Below are 14218 nucleotides of genomic sequence, written 5' to 3' on the forward strand. Positions count from 1 at the left end.
CACCATAAGTGCTTAACCTTGCCGGTAAAAGTAACTCGTAGGCTCATTATGCAAAAGGCACGCCGTCATCCCGATAAATCGGGACTCCGACCGCTTGTAGGCGTATGGTTTCAGGGTCTGTTTCACTCCGTTGTTCACGGTTCTTTTCACCTTTCCCTCACGGTACTGGTTCACTATCGGTCTCCCAGGAGTATTTAGCCTTGGCGGATGGTCCCGCCGGATTCACACAGGGTTTCACGTGCCCCGCGCTACTCAGGATACCACTATCTTTAACGCTCCTTGCCCGTACGGGACTGTCACCCATATCGTGCAGCTTTCCAACTGCTTCCGGTTCGTCGCGCAAAGAACATTGTGGTCCTACAACCCCGTCATTGCCGGAACAACAACGGTTTGGGCCGATCCGATTTCGCTCGCCACTACTCTCGGAATCACTCTTGTTTTCTCTTCCTCCGCCTACTTAGATGTTTCAGTTCGGCGGGTTCGCCTGCCTTACGGCATGACTGGCCTTCAACCAGCCGGGTTGCCCCATTCGGATACCCGCGGATCAATGCTCATGTGCAGCTCCCCGCGGTTTTTCGCAGCTTATCACGTCCTTCGTCGCCTCTGAGAGCCTAGGCATCCCCCATACGCCCTTCTTTTGCTTGTCGCATCCCATATAAATATGGGACGCCCTCTCGTAATCCTTAATTGTTCTATTCTACTTCGTGTTTCTTCTTTTTGACTTCACGCCAACGGTAAAATACCGCCGCGCTCCGTCCCAATATGTCAATGAACCTATGTCCCAAAAGGGACTCGTGGAGAATATCGGAGTCGAACCGATGACCTCCTGCGTGCAAGGCAGGCGCTCTAGCCAGCTGAGCTAATCCCCCGTTTCAGTCGGCAGTTATCAGTTAACAGTTAACGGTTTTGATAACGTGCTCACCATTACGTGATAATCACTCAACTTCTAAAATTTCCTTATTCAATACTCAATGAACTTCTTTAGCAGTCTCAGGCAGACTTGCTTCGGCCGTGCTCAGCGCAGGCTTCCCGTCCTTCTTTCGACTTGTAGTCTCAGGCAGACTCGAACTGCCGACCTCTACATTATCAGTGTAGCGCTCTAACCAGCTGAGCTATGAGACTGTCTTGGCCTATTGCCAGTATTTGTAACATATCATAAACGACAGCGCAGGGATAAAATCCATCTCGTGCGGGACAAGGTCTTTCCGGACGTCTCTTTCTCTAGAAAGGAGGTGTTCCAGCCGCACCTTCCGGTACGGCTACCTTGTTACGACTTAGCCCTAGTTACCGATTTTGCCCTAGGCCGCTCCTTGCGGTGACGGACTTCAGGCACTCCCGGCTTCCATGGCTTGACGGGCGGTGTGTACAAGGCCCGGGAACGTATTCACCGGATCATGGCTGATATCCGATTACTAGCGATTCCAGCTTCACGGGGTCGAGTTGCAGACCCCGATCCGAACTGTGACCGGTTTTGTAGATCCGCGCCCCCTTGCGGGGTGGCTTCCCTCTGTACCGGCCATTGTAGCACGTGTGTAGCCCAGGACGTAAGGGCCGTGATGATTTGACGTCGTCCCCACCTTCCTCACGGTTTGCACCGGCAGTCCCGTTAGAGTCCCCATCTTGACATGCTGGCAACTAACGGTAGGGGTTGCGCTCGTTATAGGACTTAACCTGACACCTCACGGCACGAGCTGACGACAACCATGCAGCACCTTGCAGGCGGTCCGAAGAAAGGGGTATCTCTACCCCATGCAGCCTGCATTTAAGCCCTGGTAAGGTTCCTCGCGTATCATCGAATTAAACCACATGCTCCACCGCTTGTGCGGGCCCCCGTCAATTCCTTTGAGTTTCATTCTTGCGAACGTACTCCCCAGGTGGGATACTTATCACTTTCGCTTGGCCACGGAGTCCGAAAACCCCACAGCTAGTATCCATCGTTTACGGCGTGGACTACCGGGGTATCTAATCCCGTTCGCTACCCACGCTTTCGTCCATCAGCGTCAGTACATGGTTGGTCACCTGCCTTCGCGATCGGTGTTCTATGTGATATCTATGCATTTCACCGCTACACCACATGTTCCGGCAACCCCACCATGACTCAAGACCTGCAGTATCAAAGGCAATTTTATGGTTGAGCCACAAACTTTCACCCCTGACTTACAGGCCCGCCTACGGACCCTTTAAACCCAATGATTCCGGATAACGCTCGGACCCTCCGTATTACCGCGGCTGCTGGCACGGAGTTAGCCGGTCCTTATTCTTACGGTACCGTCAAACGCCCACACGTGGGCGCGTTTCTTCCCGTATAAAAGCAGTTTACAACCCATAGGGCCGTCATCCTGCACGCGGCATGGCTGGATCAGGCTCCCGCCCATTGTCCAATATTCCTCACTGCTGCCTCCCGTAGGAGTCTGGTCCGTGTCTCAGTACCAGTGTGGGGGATCCCCCTCTCAGGGCCCCTAACCATCGCTGCCTTGGTGAGCCGTTACCTCACCAACTAACTAATGGTACGCATGGCCATCCCTGTCCGATAAATCTTTAACCGTAATATCATGCGATATAACGGTACCATGGGGCATTAATCCAAGTTTCCCTGGGCTATTCCCCTGACAGGGGCAGGTTCCATACGCGTTCCGCACCCGTGCGCCGGTCGCCACCAGAAAAGCAAGCTTTTCCGTGATGCCCCTCGACTTGCATGTGTTAGGCCTGCCGCTAGCGTTCATCCTGAGCCAGGATCAAACTCTTCATTGTATTTCCTTGAATGTCTGTCCGACACCCGGAAATCCCGAGTCCCCGCATCAAAATGGTTCTTTCTTAATTCTACGCTGTCGTTACAATATGTATATGAACTTCTTGTCTTTTTTTCTTTCAAAACACCTCTTTCGGTCTTTCAAAAGCGCATTGCCTTATCAGCTAAGCGGGTGCAAATATACGCACCTTATTTCCTTACCACAAAATGTTTTTCGATATTTTTTTTGAAAAAAATTAGATTAATTTCTAAGTGCTTGTTTTCCAGTAATTCCTTTTTACGATCTTCCAAAAAATTATGAAAAGAAATTCCAGACTAACCCAAATCTGATCACAAAATCACGATAGGGATAATTGGGCGCCGAGTAGTAATTGGGCTCTGAAAAAATGGAATTCAAGTGTTCGGCCTTTAAATAAATCCTTGTTTGTCTCACTTTGGCATTTATAAAAAGATCTAACAATGGATATCCGCCAAACTCTTCATTGTTCTGAATATAGAATTCGCCCAACAGCGGATTGTAGGCATTCATATTATATGCGGTAAAATACTTAAAGGTTACTCCTGTTTGGATAAACATTGCCTTTTTAAAGACATCGCTGGAAAAATACAGACTGTTCCTTGTCACAATTTCTGGAAGATTGAGCACTTGGGCGCTTTGGTCCACGCTCTGATACATCACCGTATTCATTAAGGCCCATTTTCTCCACTTTACTTCCTTTTGATACTTTACCTTTAAATGGTTTACCGTTCCCGATTCCTGAAAAGGTCTTACGAAGGCCGTTTCTTGCCCCAACCCTATTTGCTCTTCATTGGCCGTTGATGCGAAGTAAGTGTAATTGTCCAATGTACTGTATTCTGCTGTTAAATCACCTAGCATTTTGGATTCCAAACCAAATTTGATGCTCTTTGTCCGTACATTCTCAAAAGTATCCGTGTTTTGCCAGTTGAAGTTGCGGTAGTCACTCTGATATAGCAAATAATTAAAATCGGGCATGCGCGACGATAGGTGTATGGAACCGGTTACCGAATGATTCTCGCTCAATCGATATCTGGCAAAGGCGTCCAAATTGTTTCCCGTAAGCTCGCCCGATACCGTATAATTAACATCCCCCTCCAGATACAAAGGTCCAATGGTATTACTGTAACTTCCTCCTACAGAAATCTCTTCTCCCTGCAATTTATTTTGAATGGTCTCTTCCTCCGTGATCAGAATACTGTTGAAGAAGTAATTATAGTTGAACAATCCAATATTGCCCGACAGTTTTCCCAACGTCCTATTTGAAAATTCCACGGTACCTTTATTGAACATGGTCTTCAGCCTTGCCCTGTCCCTGATGGGAACCAAAAATGGGTCTTGACCCAATGCATCATTTTGTTGGGTTTGCTCAAAATCATAAAGTTTGGTCTCGTAACTAAATTCATGACCCATGGCCAAGGTTGTTGGATTGGTATCAACAGAATCTCTTTTTGCGTTGACCAATTTGAACCGTTGGTCCAAGAAATATCGCTTACCCAATATTTTGTTGTTCGCATTTTCATAAAGCGGGTCGATCTTGGCCCGATCTTGAAAATCAGGTTGGTCATCCTCAAATTGGCTTCGATCTCGCAGACCACCACTTTCTTCCGTTCGCATATCCTGCGCGGCAATGTGTCCCCTGAGACTATATCGGCTATTTTGGGAAAGATAATTGAAGGTGACCCTGAATTTTCCGTCCTCTGCTTCTTCGTACCTATATTTTCCCAAGGACCTAAAACCATTGTAGGCCACTGATGCATTGAACCGTTCGGAAATATTGAAAGTGAGCAACGCATCCAAATACTGCCCTTGCTCCATGGTCGTCTTGAACATGAGCTCCGTCATGGGCGTAGGGACATTATAATAGTTGATGTCCTCTTTTTCAAAATAACCAGGGTGCTTGGCCGTTGCGCCAATTCTTGGGTAATAAGGTGTCGATACAAAGCTTTTGCCCAACTCATTATAAGGTTGCCCCATATTGGCAAAGGGCATTAACTCAAAATCATCTTCCCTTAAATAATTGTAGATATAATCCTTTCTGATAGTCAAAGTGGTATCGACATAAGTCGTGTCCCTTTGATAGGAGATGATCTTGTAATCGTTTATGGTGACGGAATCCTTCTGTTTTGATTCCATTTTGGTTCTACGTTCTTCCTTTGCCCTGCGCCTATCAGCATCCATTGGAGCAGCTTCAGTTTTTGGAAGTGTGAGGGAATCTTTGATTTGAAGCCTTGTAGAGTCCCCCTCTTTTTGCGGAGGAATCGAATCTTGCTGTGCCAAGACCGATTGGCCAATCAATAAAAGTAGGGTCAATGCTAAAAATCTCATTCCTTGATATTGGTTGGGCAAAGGTAAAAGTTTTGTTTCTAAAGAAATGTGAAAAGTTGAGACATAAAAAAACCCCCGCTGCTGGCGGGGGTCCTTTATTTTTAATGCGCTATTCCTATTCAAAAGGAACTACGGCATCCGATGTTTTGTTGTTCACCAAAATCTGGTTCAAATCGATTACGGTACTCGCAGTAGTTGAACCTGGCTCGTAGTTGATGGCATCAAGGTCACCTACTACAGCAGCAATGAAAGAAGGGATTACCGGAGTTGTACCCAAGTCACCTTCATTGATGTTCTCGTTCAACAGAATCTCGTTCTCGTCAATAACCAATTTAACACCCATGTCCACAAATCGTAGACCTTCGGCAATGAACACCTCTTGTCTAGTGCGGTACAATAATGCCAATCCAGCATCGTCATCCTGCATGGCAGCAACGTCGGCAGCGGTCAAGGAAGTTCCAGAAACTGAAGGAACATCCACGTTTCCATCCTGACGGGACAATACAAGTCCAGCTCTACCATTTACGATAATATCATCGCTATCTGGCCTTGAACCTTCATCAACCTGGGAACGTTGCTCGATGGAATCATCGATGTTTCTAACTTCCCTTGTGTCGATCAAATCCAATAGATTGTTCAAGTTGGTTCTGGCCGCAGTGATGTTATTGTCTGCCAATGCAGCTTCAGCCAAAATCAAATAAGCCTCTTCCGCTTTTAGGTAATGCACGGGAGCATCTTGCGAAGTACTCAAGAAAGAATACTTTGGATCCAAGAAGTCCAAGGTGGGCAATGGCTGTAAATCATCGAAGGTTGCTCTTTGGTAAAGGGCGTTTTCGAAAATGTTTACAGGACCGTTCGCCTGATCGAACAATACAAATCGGTCAAAATCACCACTCAAGCCAAGTGCGGCGGTGGCAGCAGCTACTGCTTCGTTCTTGTTGCCCAAATAGTAGTTTGCCCTTGCCTTGGCCAGATGATATTCTGGTTGAGGGTTGAGCGCGATGGCAGCGTCAAAAGAAGCAATTGCATTTTGATAATGCTCATTTGCGGTAATTGGAACACCTGTAGGTTCTGCTGGCAATGCGGAAAAATACATTGCCGACATCAAATAGGACATTCCCTCGAAAAAGTTAAACTCTGCCTCGGTAGCGGTGTCATAGTTAGGGTCACCAGGACCTACTTGGGCAAGACCAAATACAGCCAGTTCTCGCAAACGCTGAATCTGACGCTGGGTATCCCTCATGTCAGGATCCGTAATCTGGATTTCCAGACCGTCCATAAACTGGTTGAAGAACGTCTGTGTGTTTACATAGTTGTCCGAACCTAGTTCCGAAAGGACCAAGGTTTCGTTGAACGCGATTGCCAACTGTCTTTCAAGTCCTGAAAGCCAGATGGAGGCCGAGTTGGGCTGCCCCACTACGGAAGACTCCGATAGGTTGGGGTTTTCAACCTCTTTAAAGTCCACTACATCGCCAAAGTCGCCTGTACAGCTAATGGCCAGTATGGATAGAGAAAATATGATCAGTTTTTTCATCGTTATCTTTTTTTATTAAAATTGAAACCTTAGCGAGGCTACATAAGTTCTTGGTGCGGACTCCGTACCGTAGGCAAAACCACCACTGGCAAAACCGTTCTGTGCTGTAATACCGGAACCTGTGGTCTCAGGGTCAAAGTTACCTGCCGTCCAGTTGAACGGATTGGTCACGGTTACGCCCAAACGAATGTTGCTGAACAATGGCTTGGCGATATCACCGAAGTTGTACGAAGCACCGATGTTTCTTACTTTCAAGAAGTCGTTGTCGAACACAAAGAAGTTCACGTAGTTGAAAGGAGATGTTGTTCCGATCAAATCCTCTGGGATTCCAGTGTTGTCAGTTCCTCTTAAGTGTCTCAACAAGAAGCTCAAATCGGTGATCTGACCTCCAAATTGATAATCGGCTGTCGCGAAGAAGTTGAAATCTCCCCAAGTGTAGTTAAGTCCCATGGAACCAAAGTTCGGGGCGAAAGTATCTCCTAGAGGCGTATTTGGCTCAAAGGAGTAGGTACCATCTTCCTGAAGGATTGCTGCAGTACCCCTTAGGTAACCCAAGCTCTGTCCTTCTTCCACTACTGATCCCAATACGGTGAAACCACCCACAACGAATGCCGGTGCACCTCCTGAATCGGTCACCAAGTTTTCGTTGGTGTTATAAGATAGGTTAACACTCAAAGTGTGCTTGTCCGTTTGGATCGGAGTCGCTCTCAACTCAAATTCGTAACCTTTGTTCTCTACCTCACCAATGTTCTGGATTTGGTTCAACTGACCTGTTGAAGGCGCTGACTGAGGTGTAAACAATGCATCTTCAGTGATACCCACATATCGAGTACCGCTCAAGAACAACCTGTTGCTGAAGAAACCAAGTTCCACACCAAATTCCGTGGTCTTTACACGCTCGGATACCAACTCATCATTACCAGGGTTGGCAAAGGTAAAGGAAGGTCCTCCCAAGAATGGGTTCTGGGCAAAGGTCCTGTCCTGCAAAAACGGCTGTGCAAAGTTGGTAGCCTCACCGTAGTTGGCACGCAACTTCACAGTAGAAAGTATATTGCTGATACCTGCATCCCTGTAAAAATCGTGGTCGCTCAAGTTATAGGTAAGACCGATTTTAGGAAGGAAAAGTGGATCGGTATTGGAACCGGAAGCCGTGTTCCTATCCAATCTACCACCCAATTCCAAGAAGGCCACATCGTAGATACCGATGTTCTCCAAGAAGTACAGACCGTAGTTCGCGTTTTCAAGAACGAAATCCGAGAACGCTTGCTCTGAGAAGTTGTTCAAGGAACGGGTCCCATCAACACCTCCAGAACCGTCAAGCCTGTTCTGTCTGTCAGAAGTTCTAAAGAACTGCCCTCCTAGTATACTTACAAAAGAGAAGTTTTCCAAATCGGCTGTGTGCGTAATGTTTACGTCAGTTGTCAAGGTGAATGCAGAACGTAACACCCTGCTCAAACTACCTTGATCGGTAGTACCAGGAGCAATAGCACCAAGCTCTACCAAAAGGGCATTGCTTTGCAATTCTTCCTGAACTGTATTCCTGTTATCGATACCGATGGTGGCGTTCACCTGTAGGTTATCGTTGATGTCGTAAATGAACTTATTGGAAGCGGTGATACGGTTGGTGGTGCTGGTAATGTCTACCAACTCACCAATTCTTCTGTACCTGGCCACTTCATCTTGCCATTCTGCATCCGTGAACTCATCGGTTGCTCCCCTAGCGGAACCTTCGATGTTGGAGAAACGCGAAAAGCTTGTGTTTGCGTTGTAATCCAAGTTGGATTCGAAATTCACAAAAGAGAAAGACCCTTGGTACTGTAATCTGTCGGTTACCTTTGCGGTCAATCCGAAAGTAAAGGACCTTCTTGTTTGCTCGTTGATGTCATTGAAGCTATCATCGGTATACAAGTTACCGGCGAAGTTATAGGAGAATTTCTCAGAACCTCCGTTCAATCCAACTTTCATCTCTTGGGAAAGTCCGGGCTCAAAAATAGCCTCGGCAGTTCTGTCGTATCTCAAGAAATCCTTAGTGGCTTTAATCACCCCAAGATTGGTTTCGAAATAGGCTGAACTTTTTCCATCCTTACCTTTTTTGGTAATGATTTGGATAACACCGTTCGCAGCATCCGCACCGTACAATGTAGTTGCGGCACCACCTTTAATGTATTCGATTTTTTCGATGGACTCCACTGGAATATCCGCAAGGGCCGAAACGTTCGCACCACCTGTTCCAATACCCAATTGTGGATTGGAGTTCAAGTTATCCACACGGATACCATCAATAATGATTACCGGAGTGGCAGATGAAGCAGCAGAAATTGGACCCCTTGTCCTGATCAAAGCTGCAGTACCGGGCTGACCGGAACTCAAGCGAATCTGTGCACTTGGAGTGGTCGACTGCAATAACTGGTCAATCTGGTTGGCAGGCAATTTGTCGATTTCCTCGGCATCCAAAACGTCAACCGTTGTGGACAACTTTCTTCTGGCGATACCAGAACCCTGACCGGTTACAATAACCTCTTCCAACGCCTGGGCGTCGGCTTCCATTTGTACATCGATGGTGGATGAAGCTCCTACAGTCCTATCAACGGTCTTTTGACCAATGTAGCTGAAGCGCAATACTTGCCCCTCACTGACCGAGATAGAATAATTACCATCAAAATCTGTTTGTGTTCCGTTGGTCGTTCCAACAACCAAAATGGAAACACCAGGTAAAGGCAGACCTGTGTCGTCCGTCACGTTACCTGAAACTGTTTTCTCTTGTCCGAAAGAGAAAGACATACATAACACCAAAAAAGGTGTCAGCATCCATGCTAACTTAGCTTTCATTTATTTCATTTTTTGAATTAGTCCAGCCCAAAAGTCAATATAAAAAGTTAATATTCAAAAAAATTAACACCACCAACAATCGTATATTAGCGCAGTATCCATCAGGGTTTTTCATAATTTTAACAGAATATTCGCAAGCTAAAGCCTTATAAATAGGATATGTAGGAATTTTTTTAACTTTTCATTAATAATTATGTTTTTTCCAACCAACACACTGTTAAATTTTTAAGAAATATGTTAAAATCGTGTTACCGAACCTTTTTTGAAGCAGGAACCGATGAAGCTGGCAGGGGATGCCTAGCTGGTCCAGTGACCGCTGCGGCCATTATTTTGCCCGAAAAATTCAACCACAACACCTTAAATGATTCCAAACAGCTTTCAGAGGCCAAACGGACCCTTTTGAAACCAATTTTGGAAGAAGAAGCAGTCTGTTTTTCTGTAAGTCATGTTTTTCAAGAGGAAATTGATGAAATCAATATTCTAAATGCTTCTTTTTTGGCCATGCACCGAGCCATTGCTCAGCTAAGCCCCCAACCTGAATTCTTGATCGTGGACGGCAATCGTTTTAAGCCCTATCCTAAAATCGAACACCAATGCATTATAAAAGGAGACAGCAAGTATATGAGCATTGCGGCCGCATCCGTTTTGGCCAAAACCTACCGTGATGAATACATGGCACGTATCCATGAAGAGTTCCCAATGTACAATTGGAAAAAAAACAAAGGCTATCCCACCAAAGAGCATAGGGAGGCCATTAGAACATACGGCCTTACCAAGTATCACAGAAAAAGCTTTAGGCAACTCCCCGAACAGTTGTCACTGGATATTTAAAAACCCTAACTTTGTATGAAACTTCAAGAATGAGATTAAAGGTACTTTTCTGCTTGCTCCCCGTTTTGATTGCTTCGTGCACAAAAGAGGTGAAGACCAAAGACTCCCTTCTTCAACATTTACCGCCCAACCCATCGCTTGTCATAAAAATCAACAACCTCACCAATTTTAGGAGCGAGCTCAAAAACAATACCTTTTTGAAGGATGTGGAACAGCTCTCGCACCTGAACGACATCCTATCCAAAGTCAAAGGTCTTGAACATCTTTCTACCGACAAAACAACGGCACTTGGTATTTACGAAGTCGGCAAGGGCCATTATGATTACATTCTAGTCGCAAAAAACAACGCGGACCTGTTCAATGTCGATAGCATTGCCAATAAAACTATAGAATCCATCACCTACGAAGGGACCACAATAACCAAATACACTTTGGATGGACTGGAAGTTTTTGGGATGCAAAAAGAGAACGATATGGTCATGAGCTCCTCCCAAATGCTCATCGAGAACATGGTTCGAATGAGCGGGAACCAAAAAACAGACCCCAATCTGGAAAAGCTTTACGAAACGAGTGCTACGGATAAATCGGCAACGCTCTTCCTTAACCCTGAAGGAAATATCTCTTTGCTTTCCCTAAAGGAAAACAACGATGCCAACAAACCATTCTCTTCATGGATTTCCTTGGATTTTACCGCCAATTCAGATGAAGTGAACCTCAACGGAGTGGCCATGGCCACTGACTCCACCAAAACCTTTATCAATCTGTTTAAAGGCACTTCCCCCCTTGCCAATAAAACTGCTGCCTATGCCCCACTCAATGCACAGGCCATCATTTCCTATACCTTTGACGACTATCGGGTATTTGCCAACAACCAGAACACCTATTTGGACAGGGTAAAACAAACTGATTCCCTCTTCAACACCATCGAAGAGGTAGGCATTATTTATTTGAACAACAAAAAGACGGTGCTCTTAAAATCGTATGGTACCGAAGGCCTCTACGATTATTTGGACAGTAAAAAAGTGGCCTCACAAAACTATCAGGGCAACGAGATCTTAGAACTGCAGGAGCCTAAACTCATTACCGAAAACTTCACGCCCCTAGTTAAAAATTTTGAGGCCAACTTTTGTACGGTCATTGAAAACAGCTTTATTTTTTCAGAGGATAAAGAAGCGTTACAGACCATCATCAGTAGCCACAAAAGTTCTTCTTCTTTTGATAAGGACCAGGGTTATTTAACCGCCAAAGCTTACATGGCCAACGAGTCCAGTATGCTTTTTATTTCCAATGCTGCGGGCATCGATTTTTTTACCGAGGCGGAACTTTCCGAAGATGTGGCAGAAGATATCGTAAATGACGACCTGAACGACTTGGTCTTTGCTTCGCAAATGGTGATGGACAACGGCTTTGGCCATTTCAATTTGCTGACTTCCAAAATCAAACAGAGCCAAGAGAAAAATGCGGTATCCCCCTTGTTCACCTTGGAACTCAACACCGATTTGGCCACCGATCCACAATTCGTGAAAAACCACAGGACCAACGAACAGGAAATCGTGGTGCAGGACCAAAACAATGTGCTTTACCTTATTTCCAACGACGGAAAGGTGCTGTGGACCAAACAACTGGACGGTCGAATTCAAGGGGACATCCAACAAGTTGACATCTACAAGAATGGAAAATTGCAGATGGCCTTTACCACCAACAATCAATTTATGGTACTTGACCGCAACGGCGACGAGGTGGCCCCATTCAAAATTGATTTTGAGGGAGGCAACCTAAATCCATTGGCCGTTTTTGATTATGATGGAAGCCGGAACTATCGCTTTGTAGTGACCCAAGGCCGAAAAGTATTCATGTACAACAATCAAGGAAAAATTGTTCGGGGCTTTACCTTTACCGAAGCACCAAGCAATATTTTGGGTGCGCCCAAGCATTTTAGGGTAGGCAACAAGGACTACCTTGTCTTTAGATTGGACAACAGCACCATCCGCATTTTGCACCGTGTAGGTAGCGACCGCATCAAGGTGCCGGAAAAAATCGACTTTTCCAATAACGATGTGTTTCTGTACAAGGACAAGTTCACAGTGACCAACAAAACAGGAGTGCTCCACCAAATCGATACCAACGGAAAACTGGTCGCAACGAATTTCAACCTAAATCCAGATCACGGTTTTTACGCCACCAGCAACACCTTGGTGTTTATGGACGATAATGTGCTGAGCATTAAGGGCAAAAAAGTGGAACTGGAACTTGGCGTGTATTCCAAGCCTGAGATTTTTTACATCTACGATAAAATCTATGTGGGCGTAACGGATATCCAAAACCGTCAAATCTATTTGTTCGACAGCCAAGCAGAGCCCATCCCCAATTTTCCCGTATTCGGTAGTTCCATGATCGACCTTACCGACATGGACAACGACAAACAATTGGAATTGGTCGCAAAAGATCAGGACAATTCCCTGATTGTGTACAAAATAAACTAGCCGTTCATCTGGATGCGACTTATACAATAGATGCTACGAAACATACATATTTAATTTCAGGAAGGGGTTCATTTTAGTAGTTTGGGTGGAATTGCTTTATCAACAAACTAAAACACTTAGAAATGAAAACCTCCAACAAACTATTCTGCTGTTTGTCCTTTGCCCTATTGCTGGGCACTAGTGCCGAGGCCCAATTCTTTAAAAAATTGGCCAAAAAAGCGGAAAAGGCAGCCGAACGAACGGTTGAACGCCGAGTAGAACAAGAAACCTCCAAAAAAACAGACCAGGCCCTCGATAGTATCCTGGAACCCGGTTCTGGCGGAAATACGCCAGGAAACACACCCGGCAATGAAAATACCAACGGGAATGCAGATGGCAATCCCTCCACTACGGGACCCATGACCACTGGGCCAAAAACCATGGAAGTCTACAGTAAATTTGACTTCGTTCCAGGGGACAAGCCACTTTTTTATGATGATTTCAACGATGATTTTATGGGTGATTTCCCATCCAAATGGAACACCAATGGTTCTGGAGAAGTAGTAACAGTAGGAGACCTTCCCGGAAAATGGTATTCCGTGGCCAATAGAAGTCTTACGATTCCCAATCTGGGCTCTCAACTCCCAGAGGACTTTACCATAGAATTCGACCTCAAAGTCGTTAATTTGAGTAGAAATACAGGCTCCGGTGCCGTTCTGGGCATTTACCTTTCCGAGACCGATGGGTTGACGACAAACGAAAACAATGCATTGGCCAACCTCAATTTTTGCCAATACATCGCAATCGGGGTAAGAGTTGACAATAATTTTAGGGGAGACCCTGCCCCCATACAAAACACTTTACAGCAAGATCTACGTCAATTATATCAAGATGTAGTGCATGTATCCATAGCGGTAAACAAAAACCGCTACAGGCTTTGGCTCAATGAAAACAAGATTGCCGACCTACCCCAGTTTATCGTAAAACCGGAATTGATCAACTACCTGAAGTTTTACGTTAATGGCATCGACAAGCAAAAAAGACAGGAACAAGTGTTGATCAGCAACCTAAAGATTGCCGAAGGTGGTGTGGATCTTCGCAGAAAATTGATGTCCGAAGGTAAAATTTCCACCAACGGAATCCTTTTCAATTCAGGTTCGGCAGACATTCTACCACAATCGATGGGTATCATCCGGCAGATTTCACAAGTGCTGAACCAAGATGGTTCCATCCAACTGAATATTGTGGGGCATACCGATTCTGATGGCTCCGATGAAAGCAACATGACGCTTTCCAAAAATCGGGCAGAGGCCGTTAAAAAGGCATTGGTATCTGTTTATGGCATTTCTCCGGACCGATTGACTTCCGAAGGAAAAGGCGAAACCGAGCCTGTTGCCGATAATACCTCCGCACAGGGCAAAGCACAGAACCGCAGAGTTGAATTCATTAAAAAATAACACCGAACAAAC

General features: G+C 45.5%; 6 protein-coding genes, 2 tRNA genes and 2 rRNA genes (1 of these 10 only partly in view). 3 read left to right on the forward strand and 7 right to left on the reverse strand.

Features of this window, described 5'->3' with window-relative positions:
* The 7 genes from ABNE31_RS00010 to ABNE31_RS00040 form a co-directional block, all read right to left on the reverse strand.
* A 23S ribosomal RNA gene (locus ABNE31_RS00010) occupies positions 1–648 on the reverse strand (it extends 2173 nt beyond the left edge of the window).
* 147 nt (positions 649–795) lie between these two features.
* A tRNA-Ala gene (locus ABNE31_RS00015) sits at positions 796–869 on the reverse strand.
* 179 nt (positions 870–1048) lie between these two features.
* Positions 1049–1122 (reverse strand) — tRNA-Ile (locus ABNE31_RS00020).
* A 103-nt stretch (positions 1123–1225) separates the two neighbouring features.
* A 16S ribosomal RNA gene (locus ABNE31_RS00025) occupies positions 1226–2751 on the reverse strand.
* The 16S and 23S rRNA genes sit together here with 2 tRNA genes alongside, the layout of an rRNA operon.
* Positions 2752–3044: 293 nt before the next feature.
* On the reverse strand, positions 3045–5093 hold the full coding sequence (locus ABNE31_RS00030; RefSeq protein WP_349351913.1) for a putative porin: 2049 nt from the start codon (positions 5091–5093) through the stop codon (positions 3045–3047).
* Positions 5094–5208: 115 nt separating this feature from the next.
* On the reverse strand, positions 5209–6627 hold the full coding sequence (locus tag ABNE31_RS00035; protein WP_179385859.1) for a hypothetical protein: 1419 nt from the start codon (positions 6625–6627) through the stop codon (positions 5209–5211).
* Between the two features lie 15 nt (positions 6628–6642).
* On the reverse strand, positions 6643–9456 hold the full coding sequence (locus tag ABNE31_RS00040; RefSeq protein ID WP_293287089.1) for a TonB-dependent receptor: 2814 nt from the start codon (positions 9454–9456) through the stop codon (positions 6643–6645).
* Between the two features lie 234 nt (positions 9457–9690).
* Between ABNE31_RS00040 and ABNE31_RS00045 the strand changes: the two genes are divergently transcribed.
* From ABNE31_RS00045 to ABNE31_RS00055, 3 genes are all read left to right on the forward strand, one after another.
* Complete coding sequence (locus tag ABNE31_RS00045; RefSeq protein WP_179385857.1) at positions 9691–10287, forward strand: ribonuclease HII; 597 nt, start codon at positions 9691–9693, stop codon at positions 10285–10287.
* 29 nt (positions 10288–10316) lie between these two features.
* A complete protein-coding gene (locus ABNE31_RS00050; RefSeq protein ID WP_349351914.1) occupies positions 10317–12770 on the forward strand; it encodes a ribonuclease HII in 2454 nt (817 codons plus the stop codon).
* Positions 12771–12892: 122 nt separating this feature from the next.
* The gene (locus ABNE31_RS00055; RefSeq protein ID WP_349351915.1) at positions 12893–14206 is read left to right on the forward strand and encodes an OmpA family protein; all 1314 of its coding nucleotides are present in this window, start codon (positions 12893–12895) and stop codon (positions 14204–14206) included.
* Positions 14207–14218 lie beyond the last annotated feature (12 nt).

Origin of the sequence: Flagellimonas sp. MMG031 (assembly GCF_040112705.1) — a bacterium.
Taxonomy (GTDB): domain Bacteria; phylum Bacteroidota; class Bacteroidia; order Flavobacteriales; family Flavobacteriaceae; genus Flagellimonas.